Here is a 15,050-nt window from a genome sequence, read left to right as displayed (position 1 = left end):
TCGTTCCAAGCAAGGCGTCATCTCAAGATAGGCGCACAGGCGCCCCAAACAGGCATAAATCGAGCTAAACTTAGGCTCTATAGCAAAGAAGGAAGCTGGCACCTCCACCAGCTTCCTTCTCTTTTACTGCAATATATGCGGAACTTACTTGGCCTTTGCGCAGGCAGCCATAGCAACGGAGCCTATGTAGTTGACTGGGTTGGTAAAGTTTGGCTGGAACAGGAGGTCAACAGCTGCAAGGTTATCGATGGTCATACCAGCGGCAATTGCTACAGAAACAACGTTTGCTGCCTGGGCAACATCGTCATGTGTCGAGAAGAACTGTGCGCCCTTGATAAGGCGAGTCTCTGGATCCCAGACCAGCGTTGCGGTAACTGGCTCGGTGGTCAGCATAAACTCAGGACGATAGTTCTCGGTGATGGAGACAGAATCGTACTCATAGCCACGAACCTTGCCGCCCTCAACGGTGAGACCTGCTGCAGCCATGGAGTAGTTGTAGAGCTGAACCGCACTGGAAGCCTGAGTACCTGCGTAAGCAGCAGTTGGCTCAAGCATGTTAGGACCAACGTGCAGACCCTGGCGGACAGCGTTGGTTGCCAGAGGAATGTAGTCCTCTTTACCAGTGACGTTGAAGATAATTGAAGCGGAGTCACCAGCTGCAAAAACGCCAGGCTCACTGGTGCGCATGTACTCATCAACCTTGATGGCGCCGTTAGGAAGCATCTCAAGCTGGCCGTCAAAGAGGTCAGTACGAGGTAGGAAGCCAATGCCCAGAATTGCGTAATCTGCAGTGTAGGAGCCCTTATCGGTAACAACGGTGACGGAATCGCCATTGTCCTCAAAGCTCATGACCTTCTCGCCAAGTGCAAGGGTGACGCCGTGCTCTTTGTAAGCATCCTCAACCTGATCGGTGATTGCCTTGTCAAAGTTCTTTGCAAGAACGCGAGGAAGCATGTCGATGAGGGTAACAGCCTTCTGACGCTCGGAGAGCTGCTCTGCAAGCTCGGCACCAATGTAGCCAGCGCCGATGACAATAGCGGACTTAGACTCTGCCATGGTGTCGTGAATGCGACGGCCATCAGCCCAGTTCTTGCACTGAAGAACGCGAGGTCCGTCGATGCCAGGCAGTGGAGGAACAATTGGCTTAGAGCCGGTAGTGACTACAAGGTAGTCAAAGTCGTCCTCAAAAGCCTCACCTGTCTTGAGGTCTTCCCAAGCAACGTGCTTGGTCTTAACGTCTGCGGAAGTGACGTTAGTGGTCATGTGAACGTGAGCGCCAGCCTCTGCAAGGGCTTCTGGAGAGCTGTAGAACATCTTGTTAGGATCGCTTACGTGGTCACCTACCCAAAGAGCAATGCCGCAAGACAGGAAGGAAACCGTGTCATTGCGCTCAAAGACGTGGACCTCCCAATCTGGGTGTGCACCCAGGATTGAAGAAGTGGCAAAAACGCCTGCGTGGGTACAACCGATAACTGCAACTTTAGCCATAGAAACCCCTCTGTTAAATGCTACTAATGACTAACATTAATTGTTACTTTTACAGTGGCATTATGCCACATTCTGTTAACGAGAAGAGCGTCATTCTTGAACGTTCTTTAATAAATCGAATATTTGGAGTTCGTGAAGCAATTTTATTAAAGATCTTTACACGTTGGCGAGAAAAACTTACTGTTTGTACAGGTTAATTGTGAGGAGACTGGGATGTTTGATCAGATCATTACAGAATGCACGATCTTTAATCCAACTCTTGAAAGAGCTTTTAAAGTTGCTCCAAAGGAATTTGTCTCCGCTTATCAGTGGTTTATCGATCATGAAAATAGTGAGATTGATAAACTCCCCCATCGTCTAGAAAAAGGATTTACCGTTGGTGGAATTCCTATTTCTAGGGATTCCGGAATCTATAGTCCGTCTAAAAGCAAAGTTTCTTATGGATTAAAGCAGTATGCTCTCTCGGTCCACACTTCAAATGGTAATGGTCTTTATGAAGATGGAGAGCCAATTTACTATTCTGATGGTACCTGGTCAATTGAGTACAGTGAGCATATTAAGACTCAAGGAAACCAAGTACAGTCAAAGTTGTACAACGCACTTTTAATGAATTGCCTAAATGACGGTCTCCCCATTGGTTTATTTATTAAGGATAAAAATAAGAAATATAAAGTGATGGGATTAGCGTTTGTAGAGCGTTATAACAGCGCTACTGGAATGTTTACTCTCCATGGACCGGTTAACGCCAAAACAGTTAATAATTCATCTTTTATTTCGGCAGGTTTTGATGAACTCAAGCCAGAGATTCAAAATCAGCTTGAGCAGATTGATGACACTGATGAGCGCATTAAGGAATTCAGAGAATCCGTGCGTAGGCAAGGACAAGCTCAGTTTAGAAATAATTTGCTAAAGGCCTATTCCAATAGATGTGCCATCTCTGGAAACGATGTTCCTCAGGTTTTACAAGCAGCTCATATTGGTCAATATCGTGGACCTAAAACTCAAATGGTTACCAATGGTATTCTTCTAAGGTCTGATCTACATCTTCTTTTTGATGCACATTTACTTTCAGTTGAGCCCGATAGTAAACGCATTAGATTATCGAGGCTTCTGGATAAAACCGAATATATTGACTTCAATAAAAAGCAGTTGCATATGCCTGTTTATCATGAAGCTTATCCAAATGAAAAGCAGCTAGAAAGGCATTTTGATCAATTTATGGCTGAAACGGAGATTTTGAGATAAGGCTTTATTACATGATTTCTAGTTCGATCCATGAGCAAAATTCGTGAGCAAAATATTGGTCAGATTTTAATAGATCAATATGAGCCAGAAGATCCTGCAGCGAAGGATCAAAATCATAGCCGTTTACATTTAAAAAAGAATATATAGCAATTGCGGCTAATAATTCATTTTGAGTTTTAAGAGGCCTTAGATTAACGATGTAGAAAGCATATGTAAAAGCATTCCAGCTAATAGATGGGCATTCAATTTCAGTTAAAGGCACCTTATCGTAGTTATCACAGATTTGAGCAAAACACTCAAACATAGTTTGATTATTTTGTATTTTTGGATCAATTAGTTTACTCAGATTCTTTAGGTCATTAACTGTTAGTCTTCTCATTTTTCCCTCCTTAACAAAAGGAAGAATATCGATCTTTATCTGAGTTTGGCGGTTTCCAAGTTAGATCCACAAAATCCACGATCAAAAAACGCCTCCCAGCGCGTAGCTAGGAGGCGTTTAAGGAAAGGATGAGAGGGGTTTCTCGCCAATTAGGCAAGCATCTGAGCAAGATCCTCGGAAGCATCGCCGATTGGGCCAATACCGTAGTTCTCAACAAGAATGTTAAGGACGTTAGGGCTGACAAATGCAGGAAGGGTTGGTCCAAGCTTGATGTTCTTGATGCCAAGGTGCAGCAGCGTTAGAAGGACGCAAACTGCCTTCTGCTCGTACCAAGACAGAACAAAGCTCAGTGGCAGGTCGTTAACGCCGCAGTCGAATGCATTTGCAAGAGCAGTTGCAATCTGAACAGCACCGTAAGCGTCGTTGCACTGACCAACATCAAGAATACGAGGGATGCCACCAATGGTACCCAGGTCAAGGTCATTGAAGCGGAACTTACCGCAAGCAACGGTGAGAACAACGGAGTCTGCAGGAGTCTGCTCAACAAACTCGGTGTAGTAGTTACGACCAGGGCGAGCGCCGTCGCAGCCGCCAACAACAAAGAAGTGCTTGATAGCGCCCTGCTTAACAGCATCGATGATCTTATCGGCAATGCCAAGAACGGCACCGTGGCTGAAGCCAGTGGTTACCTTGTGGCCACCGTTGATACCGGTGAGCTCCTGAGCCTCAGCATATCCGCCAAGCTCCTGAGCCTGCTTGATAACAGCGCTGAAGTCTTTCTTACCGTTTGCATCCTCGTCAATGTGAACGAGCTCTGGGAAGGCAACAAGCTCGGTAGTGTAGACGCGGTCCTTGTAGCTAGGACGAGGTGGCATGAGGCAGTTAGTAGTGAAGACAACAGGAGCTGGAATGTCCTTGAACTCCTTCTGCTGGTTCTGCCATGCGGTACCAAAGTTGCCCTTGAGCTGTGGATACTTCTTGAGCTCTGGGTAACCGTGAGCTGGGAGCATCTCGCCGTGAGTGTAAACGTTAACGCCGGTGCCCTCGGTCTGCTCAAGAATCATCTTGAGGTCAAGAAGGTCGTGACCGGAAACAACGATGAATGGACCAGGCTCAATAGTCAGAGGAACCTCAGTTGGAACTGGGGTGCCATAAGCGCCGGTATTTGCGCTGTCGAGAAGAGCCATGCACTTGAGGTTGACCTCGCCTACCTCAAGAGTAAGAGGCAGCAAAACGTCAACGGAGGACTCGGTAGCAAGAGCAGCAAGTGCATTTACAAAGAAAGCGTCAACTGCATCGTCAGTTTTACCAAGAACGCGAGCGTGGTAAGCGTAAGCAGCCATACCGCGAATACCAAAGAGAATGAGGGACTTGAGGGACCTAATGTCCTCGTTATCGGACCAAACGCCGCCAAGTGGAAGATCCTCAACAGGCTCTACGCCAGCCTCTGCAGCTAGACGGTTCTTCTCGTCACGAACCTGAGCAGTAATTGCGTCAACAGCGCCTTTGTCAAAGTTGACGTTGGTGATGCAGGTAAACAGGCCGTCAACAATCAGCTGGTCAGCGCGGTTAGAACGCTTGCCAGCGGCAAGCTCGGTGCGAGAAAGACCAACCAGAGCGCCGGTGAGCTCGTCCTGAGCAAACGCAACGTCAAAAGGCTTGCCACAAACGCCAGCAGCGCCAGTACATGCAGTACAAGCAGCCGTCTGCTCGCACTGGAAACAGAACATCTTGTTATCCACTATTTTTCCTCTCCATAAAACCATATAGCGAGAAGAGATTTGCTCTTCTGGGTTTCATGATTACAGGAATGTGGAATAAGGTATGTTGTAATTACAACAAAACGATTTCTGTCCAGAAATTTTTTGGAGCGTATATGAACGTACAAGACATCAAGCCCTCGTTTTTGCTAAACACAATTGTGTTTAAAGGAGTAAAACCAGAGCTACTAGAGGCTCTTTTAAAGCATTTACGTGCTGTTGTACGCACCTATGAGCCTGGAGAGATCATTTTGTGCGCTGGCGACAAGGCGCATCAATTTGGCATTGTTATCTCTGGTGCTATTCACGTTGAGGGATCTGACGCTCAGGGCAACATCTCTGTGATGGGAGCTTTCCATACCGGAGACACCTTTGGAGAGGCGTATGCAGCTCTTGGAAACGTGCCGCTTTTGACCTCGGTCGTTGCTACCGAGAAATCGGATATTCTGCTGCTGGACGTGCGTCAAATTACTGCCAGAACGTGCGACATCTGCGGTGGCGTGGACATTATCATCAGAAATCTTATGGCTTCAATTGCTCAAAAGAACATTATGCTGAGTCGACGCATTCAAGATGCCGCACCAAAAAGCATTCGTGGCAAACTGATAGCGTACTTGCATACGCGCTCTCAAGCTGCAGGTTCTACAGAGTTTGATATCCCCTTCAACCGACAACAACTTGCGGATTATCTTGGTGTAGATAGAAGTGCTTTGAGCGCTGTAATATCTTCTTTAAGCAAAGAAGGTGTCTTTGAAGTTAAACGTAGTCACTTCAAACTTTTATAACAGCAATTCAGCCTAAGGAGGCTTTTATGGCAGAGATTTATTTGGCAGGTGGATGCTTCTGGGGACTTGAAGAGTACTTCTCCAGAATTAAGGGTGTTACCGCAACTACCGTTGGCTATGCAAACGGTAAAACTTTGGATACTAACTATCAAGAGGTGAAGGCAACAGATCACGCAGAAACAGTGCATGTTACTTACGATGAGACTGTTGTAAGCCTCTATGACATTCTGCGTTACTACTTTAGGGTTATTGATCCCCTCTCAGTAAATAAGCAGGGCAACGATGTTGGTAGGCAGTATCGCACGGGCATCTACTACACAAACGACGCAGACTTGCTTGTAATCGACCGCATTATGACTGAGCAGGAGTCTCTCTTTGGCCAGAAACTTGCCGTTGAGGTTGAGCCGCTGGACAATTACGTACTTGCTGAGGAATATCATCAGGACTACCTGAAGAAGAACCCAGGTGGTTATTGCCACATCAATGTTGATGATGCATATAAGCCACTTGCGTAAGCCGCTTAGGATTTCAAAAACTATGTACTTTGAACTATGTTCTATAGGTACATATCCGAAAACATAACGGATTACATCAATAAGGGTGAATATGAAGATTTTATTAATTAAAAGCAGCATCATTGGCATCAAAGCAACCCTCGGAAGGGTGCCTATCGCTTTAAGGCCCAGCCTGGTTTATATAATTCTTGTACTGGTGTCAACGTTTCCGATGCGGCTGCCACTTTTCCCTGCTAGATCGATAGGAAGGATGATTCAGTTCGGGTTTCCTATACTTATGTATTTCATCCTAGCCCCGGTACTGGCAGCAATGAGCATCAGACAAGAAGACTTATCAAGGGGGAACCTTCCTGCCTTGATTGTAGCTGGCGTGATGCTGTTTTTATGTATTCCAATCAGCCGATTAGCGTACTTCGCCTTTTGGGAGAACCAGTATTTCACTTTTTGGGCCATTGTTGTAACCGTAGTTCCTTTTGTTGTGACTGTTGTGGCGACCTTAATAAAGATCCTACACTCCATGTGATTTCCTTGAAGCGGTTAGCCAGGTGCGCCTTATCGGTGTAGTAACTGCCCAGGAAGTTAGACAGGATATGAGTAACTACTTTTTAACCTCGTAGTGACTCTTTACGGTAAACGTAATGACATAGGTCTTACGATATGACTCTGGTGCAGAAGTAAGAATTGCGCAGTCAGTCAGGTTGTAGTTTGTTGGGTGAGCAAGGGCTTGGTCAACGGTGTTGCCAATCTCTTCTGCGGACTCAAGCACCTGAGCCCTCTGAGCTGCATCGATAGTAGCTTTTCTCATCAAATCAAACTGATCTGCTGTACCCTCAATGCGAATAATGATTGGCCAGAGGCTGTCTTTATCAATCTGTGTGGTAATTTGAAGATCTGGATACAGGCTGTTATCAAAGCTGAATCCATCAGGAATCTGATAGGTGCCATAACTGGTTGCGTTGGAATTGTTTGATGAAGAGCTAGAGGAGCTGGAAGAATCCTCTTTTTTCTCGTCCTTTTTCTCTTCTTTTTGTTCTGATGTGGTGGATTGTGACTGGTCTTGTTTGTTTTCTGTTTGTGAGCAGCCAGACAAAATGCCCACACTCAAGGCTGACGTTACTAGTAGTACAAAAATTGCAGTAAAGAACTTGCTCATCTCAGAGCTACGCTTCATTTGACCTCCATTAAACGGAACGTGCCAACTACCAGGAACTCACTGCGATTGTACCCAGCAAATAGTGCTTCTTAGCTGGGAGAATATTTCACAACATAAAATAATGTTTCATCTTTTATGCTTCCCAAAGAAAGCGCTTCATATCAACCTTGCCGTTTTGTAGAAACCGCACGCCCTCTGCTTCTAGAAGCTCTCGTTGAGCATCAGGTCCACCAAACGCAAAACCAGGAGCAAGCGAGCCGTCTTTGAAGACTACTCGATGGCACGGCACACCTCCAGCAACGCCAGGACTTTGATGCATAGCAAATCCCACATAGCGAGCCTTTCTTGGCTCCCCTATCATTCGAGCTATCTGCCCATACGTACTGACTCTGCCTTCGGGAATCTGCTTGACCACTGAGAATGCACGCTGAAAGAAGTTATCCATATCTAGCCCACTCTATCTTCACGGTTACCGGGAATTGCTTGCTCATTTTATGTTGGAATGCTATCGTATCAAAAGCAAACGGGTGGTGGCGCAGCTTGGTAGCGCACTTGACTGGGGGTCAAGGGGTCGCTGGTTCAAATCCAGTCCACCCGACCAGAATTTCTCGCCAGGAGTATTCCTGGCTTTTTATATATTGAAGTAGTTTTTCAAAAACCGGTGTGATCTAATTTGTAGCATAGACAAAGTGACAAATTGGAAGTTATCGAGGTTAAATATGCAAGATAAAAAAGGTTTTGATTTATGGGCAGATGATTATGATAAGAGTGTAGGTTTGTCTGACAAATACGGTTCGTATCCTTTTGCAGGCTACAAATCTATTCTTAATGTAATCTATAATCGTGTAATTTGTTCATCTGCGAAGACTGTCTTAGATATTGGGTTTGGAACAGCAGTACTGACTTCAAGATTATATGAAAACGGCTGTACGATTTACGGACAAGATTTTTCAGATAGAATGATTGAAATTGCAAAAGAGAAAATGCCTAAAGCAAGTTTGTATGAAGGCGATTTTTCCAATGGCTTGGTGGAACCTATACAGAAACAAAAGTATGACGCGATCATTGCTACATATTCTCTCCATCATCTTACTGACTTTCAAAAAGTAGATTTTATTACATCATTATTTAAGCTGTTGAACGAGGGAGGATGTATATATATCGGAGATATAGCATTTGAAACTCGGTCATTACTTCAAGAATGTATGCGGATTGCGGCAGATGAATGGGACGGTGATGAAATGTATTTTGTATGGGACGAGCTAAAAGGTCAATTTCCAGAAATGCGATTCGAAAAAATGTCTGACTGTGCAGGACTTATCACCTTGCAAAAATAACTTCCAGTTTGTCAATTACAGGTGACATTGAAAGAGCCAGTCCATTCAAGGTGCTGGCTCTTTCAAAAATTCCATTTTAATTTATGCGTCTGTGCCTTCAAACTGACTCTCGTACAGATTGGCGTAGAAGCCGCCCTTAGCTAAGAGCTCATCATGGGTGCCGCGTTCAAGAATTGAGCCGTCCTTGAGGACAAGAATGCAATCCGCACCTTGAATGGTAGAGAGCCTGTGTGCAACAACCAGGGAAGTTCTGCCGTTCATGATGGTATCAAACGCCTTCTGTACCAGCTGCTCTGTTCGTGTATCAATGCTTGAGGTTGCCTCATCCAGAAGCAGAATAGGTGGATTTGCAAGCATGACACGAGCTATACACAGAAGTTGCTGCTGACCCTGAGATAAAGACCCACCAGACTCTCCCACCATGGTGTCATAACCTTGTGGAAGTTGCTGGATAAACTCTTGAGCCTGAGCCTTTTGAGCTGCGGCAATAATCTCTTCATCCGTGGCATCTGGCTTTGCATAGCGAATGTTTTCTTTGATGGTTCCCTTAAAGAGCCACGTATCCTGTAACACCATGCCAAACTGCTCTCTAAGCGATGCTCGTGTGAGCTTTTGCGTATTGTGTCCGTCTACATAAATTGCGCCAGAATCAATACTATAGAACCTGAGTAGCAGGTTAATAAGGGTGGTCTTGCCGCAGCCAGTTGGGCCAACAAGAGCAATCTTCTGGCCAGGCTCTGCCTTGAACGAAATGTGACTGAGTAGCGGGTGCTTGGGATCGTAGGAGAACGCCACGTCGTCAAATTCAATGGAGCCTTGTGGGTCATTGATGACTTCAGCGTCTGCTGGATCAGGCTTGATTTCTTTTGCATCGAGAAGGTCAAACACGCGGCGAGCGCTTGCATAGGCGGTCTGAACCTGCGTAACAACTGCAGAAATAGCATTAAAAGGCTTCATGTACTGGTTTGCGTACGAGAGGAAGCTCTGCACCTGACCGATGGTAAGCGGAGAAGGAACTCCCGTTAGAACGCAAATACAACCAAGAGCAGCTACCAGTGCGTAAATGAAGTTATTTACCAGACGCGTGGAGGGGTTAGAAAGCGATGAGGCAAATTGTGCACGCTCTCCTACTACACGGAGTTTCTCGTTAATAGCTTCAAACTGCTCAATAATGGCATCCTTGTGGGCAAATGCGGTGATAAGCTCCTGGTTGGAGACCATCTCTTCTGCGTATCCGCCAAGCTGGCCCTGGTAGCCCTGCTGCTTGCCAAAAGAAGAGCTTGCGTACTTAGTAATGGCGGATGCAACAATAATTGAGAGCGGAGTAGCCAGAGCAACTACAAGGCCCATAGGAACCGACATATAGAACATAAAGCACAAGGTTCCAATAATGGTTACCACGCCCGTAAGGAACTGCGTGAGGCCCTGCTGGAGGCCATCGCCAAGCTGGTCCACATCGTTTACTACCCTCGAGAGCAAATCTCCCTGGGAATGCGTGTCAATGTACGAGAGTGGAAGGTTTGTCACCTTAGTATGTGCCGCTTCTCTGAGGTCACGGGTGACCAGGTAGGTGAGCTTATTGGTAGACCAAGAAGCAAGCCACTGCGTTGCACTTGCAAGTAACACTACCACCGAGAGTTGAGCGAGCGTTGGTAGAAGCGCAGCCTCGCCACCCTGCACCAGTCTAATGAGCTGGTCAATGGCGGCGCCTACAATGATGGGTACCCAGAGCTGCAAAAGCACGGTTGCAATTGAAGAGGCAGCCGCCAGAACCAAAAAACCTGCGTGAGGAGAAATCCATGCAGCTAGGCGACGTGTCACTTCTGCTGCAGACATGGAAATGACGTCTACTGAGCCGCTCTTGCTATGCTCAGGCGCGCTTGATGCGATAGCGGAGGTGCTTCCGCCAGAATACATATCGGCCATTACTCCACCTCCTCAGGACGAAGCTGCGAGAGACAAATCTCTTTATAGAGCGGGCATGTGGCGAGAAGTTCTTTGTGTGTTCCCAGCCCAACCTGTTTGCCGTGGTCAAGAACAAGAATCTTATCTGCTTGCATTACCGCTGCTACACGTTGCGAAATAATGATGCTTGTAGTGGTGGCACTGAGCTTACGAAGCGCCGCGCGGAGGTGCGCGTCCGTAGCAAAATCAAGTGCGGAAGCAGCATCGTCCAAGATGACAATGCGCGGGTTTCCTACCAGCGCACGGGCGATGGTCAAGCGCTGACGCTGACCTCCCGAGAAGTTCTTGCCACCACGCTCGACAATGCTATCAAGCTGATCGGGTTTCTCGCGCACAAAGTCTGCTGCTTGAGCAACCTCAAGTGCTGACCAGAGCTCCTCGTCAGAGGCGTTTGGATCCTTCCAGCAGAGATTGGAGCGAATGGTGCCGCTGACCAGTGAGGTGTGCTGCGGAACAAAGCCAATAAGGGAACGCAGCTGCTCAAACGTATACGTTTTGACGTCGTGGTCAAAGACGCTTACAGAACCGGTCTCAGTATCAAAAAGACGCGGGATGAGGGCGGCAAAGCTGGACTTACCAGAACCTGTGCCGCCGATGATACCCAGCGTCTGGCCAGCCTCTAAGGAGAGGTTAATGTCTGAAAGAGCTGGGTCTCCTCCACCGTTGTAGACAAGTGAGGCATCCTTAAACGCTACAGCAACGCCAGTAAAATCGGATTCAGTGAGGTTAAAGCGTTTGTTACCGCTATCGGTAAGAGCAGGTTTGGTGTTCAGAACTTCCATCACGCGAGTAGCAGACGCAGTTCCGCGTGTAATGATAATAACCAGGTTAGCAACGTAGCCAATAGCTAAAAGCGCACTAGTCATATAGCTGACAAGTGCCACCACGGTTCCTTGCGATAGCGTACCCGCAGTAATCTGAGGAGCCGCAAGCCAAAGCGTTACGGCAATTCCCAGGTACATGACTAGGAAAGTTGCAGGGTTCAGTAGCGCTGAGTAATTTGCAGCATCAGTTGCTGTTTCTGTCTGAGCAAGAACTGCCTCGGAGAATTGTTCCTTCTCTTCTGATTCATGCCTAAAAGCCCTAATAACACGAATACCAGAAAGCATTTGTCGCATATATAAAGAAACGGTATCAAGGCGCTTCTGCAGCTCAGTAAAGAGTGCGGTAGATTTACGTGCAACAAAGAAGAAAATAGCTGCTACCAACACTGTTGCAATCAAGAAGACCATTCCAAGCTGAGCATCAAGCATAAGGGTGGCAATAATAGATCCGGCCGCTAAGATTGGCCATCTGACCAGCTGACGAATGCCCAGAGCAACGGAAACCTGCACCTGATTAACATCGTTGATAAGACGGGTTACCAGCGTGTCTGTTCCAAGAGCTAAAATATCGGCACTTGAGAGCTCTTGGATTTTCTTGAAAATTTCATTACGCAGATCAGTACCTGTGCGCTGCGAAACAATGGAGGCAATTTTTTGACAGACCAGGGTAAAACTAAAGCCCAAAAGCGCAATAACTACCAGCAAAATACCGTAGCGAATAATGTCATACATGTTTGCCCCATGAATTCCCAGGTCAATCATGCGCGCAATAATCAAAGGTGTAAGGAGGTCACCAATGACCTCAACACCTTTACAAAGCAAGGCAACAAAACTCTTGCGACCATACTTTGGCCATACAAACCTAGAGAGCAACTCTCCCATTTACGCTTCACCAAGTTTCTCTGCTAGCGTTAACCACTCGTCTTCCAGCTCCATCAGCGCCGCTTCTGCGTCATCAAGCTGCTGCTGCAACTCCATCAAACGCTGCGCGTCAGTAGCATCAGCGGAACTCATCTGCTCCCTAATCTGCTCAGGCAGTTCCTGAGCCTTGCCCATACGCCTCTCAATCGAGTCAAAGCGCTTCTTCATCTCTCGGCGCTCAGCGTTACTCAGCACCGCACCCTCCTGGCGAGAAGACCCGTCTACCTGCGGCTCATTTGTACCTGAGCTTTCGCGTGCACCCGACAACTCCCCCGCTCTTCTCGCCGTTTGCTTTGCAGCATCAACAAGCTTGAGGTACTCGTCTACGCCGCCGGGGACGTGGCGAATATGGCCATCTATGAGGGCATATTGGTCGTCAGTTACACGCTCAATCAAGAAACGATCATGGCTGACTACCAGAAGGGTTCCTGGCCAGGAATCCAGCAGGTCTTCCAGGACAGCAAGCATGTCCGTATCCAGGTCGTTGCCTGGCTCGTCCAGCACCAGTACGTTCGGCTCTTCCAGAAGGACGCACAGAAGTGCCAAACGCCTACGCTGGCCACCGGAGAGGTCTTGCAAGCGATTAGTGAACTCTCGGCGATCAAAGCCCAAACTTTCAAGCAACTGTGTAGGGCTTTGCATCTTGCCATTTACCAGGTAACTTGTCTTGTACTGGCCAAGCAGTTCAAGAACAGTCCACGTCTCTTTTGTGGCAAACGTATCAATCTGCTGAGAAAGCCAGCCAAATTTGACAGATTTTCCTACCTTCACGAGACCAGATGTTGGCTGCAACTGCTGTGTCATCAACTCAAGAAGCGTAGATTTACCAGCGCCATTCTCGCCCAAAATGCCATAGCGGTCTCCAGGGCCAATAAGCCATTCGACGTGCTTAATGACGTCTACCTGGGAGTCAACGCCGGCAGTCTGTGCGGCATTTTTGTAAGCAAACGAGACGTCATGCATCTCAATAACCTGCTTGCCTAGCCTAGAGACTGCCATGCGTTTGAGCTCAAGTGTGTTTCTAAGTGGTGGATCTTCGGCCAGAAGCTCCATGGCAGCGTCAATCCTAAACTTAGGCTTTGACGTGCGTGCCTTTGCACCATGAGCAAGCCAATTAAGCTCTTTTCTGAGCGTATTTTGACGGCGCTCTTCCATCACCGCTGCCTGTCTATCACGTTCAACTCGAGCTTGAATGTAGGCAGAATAGCCGCCGTCAAATGGGTCAATAACGCCATCGTGGACCTCCCACATGTGGTCGCAGACCTCATCCAAGAACCAACGGTCATGTGTGACTAGAATGAGGGCGCCATTCCCCTCTGACCAGCGGTTTTTAAGGTGATTGGCAAGCCACTGAATGGCATGAAGATCAAGGTGGTTGGTAGGTTCGTCAATAAGCATTAAGTCCCAGGTGCCCACAAGCAGTCGAGCCAAATCGCAGCGTCTACGCTGACCTCCAGAAAGCTCTCCTACCAGGCCATTCCAGTCCAAGTCTCCAATGAGCTCATCAATAATCTTACGGATGCGAGCGTCAGATGCCCACTCGTACTCTGGCGTGTCTCCCACAACAGCACTACAAATCGTCTGTGTATCAGAAAGTGAATCACTTTGGCCCATATAGCCTACTTGGATGCCACTTCTCCAAATTACGTTACCAGAATCGGGCTCAATTCTTTTGGCGATAAGATCTAAGAGGGTTGATTTTCCATCGCCGTTTTTGCCTACAACACCAATACGGTCACCCTCATTAACGCCAACAGTCTGGTTGGTAAGAACCTTCTTACCAGGCCATTCCATAGAAATTTGTTCACAACCTACCAGAATTCCCACTAGTTATCACCTAAAAAAGAACGAAGTAACGCAATTTCTTCTCCCCAACCAGAAAGCTCAGAATGAGGAGTTTCCAAAATCATAGGAAGCGTGTTGACGCGCGGATTAGTCACCACAGCGCGGAACGTTTCTAATCCAATGAAGCCTTTGCCAATCTGCTCATGTCTATCTTTATGAGCTCCAAGAGGATTCTTGGAGTCATTAAGATGCAAGGCTTTGAGCTTTTTCAAGCCAACTATCTGGTCAAACGTATCTAGAACAGCATCAAGATTATCTACAATCTCATAGCCGCCATCGTGAACATGACAGGTATCAAGGCACACGCCCATAAGCTCGGGGTGGTTTACCTTATCTAAAATCGCGGCAATCTCTTCAAACGTTTTACCAACTTCTGTACCCTTACCTGCCATCGTTTCAAGAAGAACGGTGGTGTGCTGACCTTCAAACAGGCAATCGTTAAGAGCTTCAGAAATCTGCTTAATTGCCACGTCAGAGCCTTGACCCACATGGCTACCGGGATGAAAGTTGTAATAATTACCTGGCAGATACTCCATGCGCTCAAGATCTTCTGTAAGCGCACGACGAGCAAAATCCCTGGTCTCCTCTTTAGCCGAGCAGAGGTTCATGGTGTAGGGAGCGTGTGCAACCAAAGGCCCAAAGTGATGAGCCTCAAGAAGCTCCCTAAGCCTTGCAACATCAGCCTCATCTAGAGCCTTAGCGTTGCCACCACGAGGATTTCTAGTAAAGAAAGCAAAGGTAGTTGCCCCAATAGAAAGAGCATCCTTACCCATTGCCTCCCAGCCCTTAGCTGCCGAGAGATGGCATCCAATAAAAAGATCTTCTGGTTGCAC

At 47.2% G+C, this 15,050-nt stretch carries 14 protein-coding genes and 1 tRNA gene; 5 read left to right on the top strand and 10 right to left on the bottom strand.

Going from position 1 to position 15,050, the window contains the following annotated elements; genetic code table 11:
• Nucleotides 1–144: 144 nt before the first annotated feature.
• Entirely contained in the window at nucleotides 145–1,488 is a 1,344-nt protein-coding gene (locus HMPREF1493_RS02400; RefSeq protein WP_035427580.1) for an FAD-dependent oxidoreductase, read from the bottom strand.
• Nucleotides 1,489–1,701: 213 nt separating this feature from the next.
• Here HMPREF1493_RS02400 and HMPREF1493_RS06830 point away from each other — a divergent pair, with 213 nt between their 5' ends.
• On the top strand, nucleotides 1,702–2,733 hold the full coding sequence (locus tag HMPREF1493_RS06830; protein ID WP_051485226.1) for an HNH endonuclease: 1,032 nt from the start codon (nucleotides 1,702–1,704) through the stop codon (nucleotides 2,731–2,733).
• A 7-nt stretch (nucleotides 2,734–2,740) separates the two neighbouring features.
• Here the strand turns inward: HMPREF1493_RS06830 and HMPREF1493_RS02390 are convergent, their stop codons facing one another.
• Nucleotides 2,741–3,112, bottom strand: coding sequence for a hypothetical protein (locus tag HMPREF1493_RS02390; protein WP_035427579.1), 372 nt, complete (start codon nucleotides 3,110–3,112; stop codon nucleotides 2,741–2,743).
• 149 nt (nucleotides 3,113–3,261) lie between these two features.
• Complete coding sequence (gene hcp, locus HMPREF1493_RS02385) at nucleotides 3,262–4,854, bottom strand: hydroxylamine reductase (protein WP_035427577.1); 1,593 nt, start codon at nucleotides 4,852–4,854, stop codon at nucleotides 3,262–3,264.
• A 134-nt stretch (nucleotides 4,855–4,988) separates the two neighbouring features.
• Here hcp and HMPREF1493_RS02380 point away from each other — a divergent pair, with 134 nt between their 5' ends.
• Both HMPREF1493_RS02380 and msrA read left to right on the top strand, forming a co-directional pair.
• Nucleotides 4,989–5,657 carry a Crp/Fnr family transcriptional regulator gene (locus HMPREF1493_RS02380; RefSeq protein WP_035427575.1) on the top strand — a complete coding sequence of 223 codons (669 nt, stop codon included), beginning with the start codon at nucleotides 4,989–4,991 and terminating at the stop codon, nucleotides 5,655–5,657.
• A gap of 26 nt (nucleotides 5,658–5,683) precedes the next feature.
• Entirely contained in the window at nucleotides 5,684–6,172 is a 489-nt protein-coding gene (gene msrA / locus HMPREF1493_RS02375) for a peptide-methionine (S)-S-oxide reductase MsrA (protein ID WP_035427573.1), read from the top strand.
• A 255-nt stretch (nucleotides 6,173–6,427) separates the two neighbouring features.
• On the opposite strand, the gene HMPREF1493_RS07010 is transcribed toward msrA, so the two are convergent.
• From HMPREF1493_RS07010 to HMPREF1493_RS02360, 3 genes are all read right to left on the bottom strand, one after another.
• On the bottom strand, nucleotides 6,428–6,691 hold the full coding sequence (locus tag HMPREF1493_RS07010; RefSeq protein ID WP_156921373.1) for a hypothetical protein: 264 nt from the start codon (nucleotides 6,689–6,691) through the stop codon (nucleotides 6,428–6,430).
• A 79-nt stretch (nucleotides 6,692–6,770) separates the two neighbouring features.
• Nucleotides 6,771–7,343, bottom strand: coding sequence for a hypothetical protein (locus tag HMPREF1493_RS02365; protein ID WP_035427570.1), 573 nt, complete (start codon nucleotides 7,341–7,343; stop codon nucleotides 6,771–6,773).
• Between the two features lie 115 nt (nucleotides 7,344–7,458).
• Nucleotides 7,459–7,770, bottom strand: a complete 312-nt coding sequence (locus HMPREF1493_RS02360) for an MGMT family protein (RefSeq protein ID WP_035427567.1) — start codon at nucleotides 7,768–7,770, stop codon at nucleotides 7,459–7,461.
• 79 nt (nucleotides 7,771–7,849) lie between these two features.
• Here HMPREF1493_RS02360 and HMPREF1493_RS02355 point away from each other — a divergent pair.
• Nucleotides 7,850–7,926: transfer RNA gene (locus tag HMPREF1493_RS02355), tRNA-Pro, on the top strand.
• Nucleotides 7,927–8,044: 118 nt separating this feature from the next.
• Nucleotides 8,045–8,662, top strand: coding sequence for a class I SAM-dependent methyltransferase (locus tag HMPREF1493_RS02350; RefSeq protein ID WP_035427565.1), 618 nt, complete (start codon nucleotides 8,045–8,047; stop codon nucleotides 8,660–8,662).
• A gap of 81 nt (nucleotides 8,663–8,743) precedes the next feature.
• On the opposite strand, the gene HMPREF1493_RS02345 is transcribed toward HMPREF1493_RS02350, so the two are convergent.
• From HMPREF1493_RS02345 to HMPREF1493_RS02330, 4 genes are read right to left on the bottom strand one after another with little or no spacing between them, the layout of a single operon-like run.
• A complete protein-coding gene (locus HMPREF1493_RS02345; protein WP_035427562.1) occupies nucleotides 8,744–10,588 on the bottom strand; it encodes an ABC transporter ATP-binding protein in 1,845 nt (614 codons plus the stop codon).
• Entirely contained in the window at nucleotides 10,588–12,333 is a 1,746-nt protein-coding gene (locus HMPREF1493_RS02340) for an ABC transporter ATP-binding protein (RefSeq protein WP_035427559.1), read from the bottom strand. Before HMPREF1493_RS02340 ends, HMPREF1493_RS02345 begins: the two co-directional genes overlap by 1 nt.
• Nucleotides 12,334–14,199 carry an ABC-F family ATP-binding cassette domain-containing protein gene (locus HMPREF1493_RS02335; RefSeq protein ID WP_035427556.1) on the bottom strand — a complete coding sequence of 622 codons (1,866 nt, stop codon included), beginning with the start codon at nucleotides 14,197–14,199 and terminating at the stop codon, nucleotides 12,334–12,336.
• On the bottom strand, nucleotides 14,199–15,050 hold the full coding sequence (locus HMPREF1493_RS02330; protein WP_035427553.1) for a deoxyribonuclease IV: 852 nt from the start codon (nucleotides 15,048–15,050) through the stop codon (nucleotides 14,199–14,201). The genes HMPREF1493_RS02335 and HMPREF1493_RS02330 overlap by 1 nt, the downstream gene beginning before the upstream one ends.

It is taken from the genome of Atopobium sp. ICM42b (assembly GCA_000564995.1).
Taxonomy (GTDB): Bacteria; Actinomycetota; Coriobacteriia; order Coriobacteriales; family Atopobiaceae; genus Lancefieldella.
The sequence above is the reverse complement of the archived record's forward strand: the minus strand, read 5'-3'. Positions and strand labels throughout refer to the sequence as shown.

Excerpts from the sequence above, each read along its gene's own strand:
- HMPREF1493_RS02340 (WP_035427559.1), bottom strand. The coding sequence starts at position 12,333 with ATGGGAGAGTTGCTCTCTAGGTTTGTATGGCCAAAGTATGGTCGCAAG.
- HMPREF1493_RS02380 (WP_035427575.1), top strand. The coding sequence starts at position 4,989 with ATGAACGTACAAGACATCAAGCCCTCGTTTTTGCTAAACACAATTGTG.
- HMPREF1493_RS02360 (WP_035427567.1), bottom strand. The coding sequence starts at position 7,770 with ATGGATAACTTCTTTCAGCGTGCATTCTCAGTGGTCAAGCAGATTCCC.
- HMPREF1493_RS02365 (WP_035427570.1), bottom strand. The coding sequence starts at position 7,343 with ATGAAGCGTAGCTCTGAGATGAGCAAGTTCTTTACTGCAATTTTTGTA.
- HMPREF1493_RS02345 (WP_035427562.1), bottom strand. The coding sequence starts at position 10,588 with ATGGCCGATATGTATTCTGGCGGAAGCACCTCCGCTATCGCATCAAGC.
- HMPREF1493_RS06830 (WP_051485226.1), top strand. The coding sequence starts at position 1,702 with ATGTTTGATCAGATCATTACAGAATGCACGATCTTTAATCCAACTCTT.
- HMPREF1493_RS02400 (WP_035427580.1), bottom strand. The coding sequence starts at position 1,488 with ATGGCTAAAGTTGCAGTTATCGGTTGTACCCACGCAGGCGTTTTTGCC.
- HMPREF1493_RS07010 (WP_156921373.1), bottom strand. The coding sequence starts at position 6,691 with ATGGAGTGTAGGATCTTTATTAAGGTCGCCACAACAGTCACAACAAAA.
- HMPREF1493_RS02350 (WP_035427565.1), top strand. The coding sequence starts at position 8,045 with ATGCAAGATAAAAAAGGTTTTGATTTATGGGCAGATGATTATGATAAG.
- msrA (WP_035427573.1), top strand. The coding sequence starts at position 5,684 with ATGGCAGAGATTTATTTGGCAGGTGGATGCTTCTGGGGACTTGAAGAG.
- HMPREF1493_RS02390 (WP_035427579.1), bottom strand. The coding sequence starts at position 3,112 with ATGAGAAGACTAACAGTTAATGACCTAAAGAATCTGAGTAAACTAATT.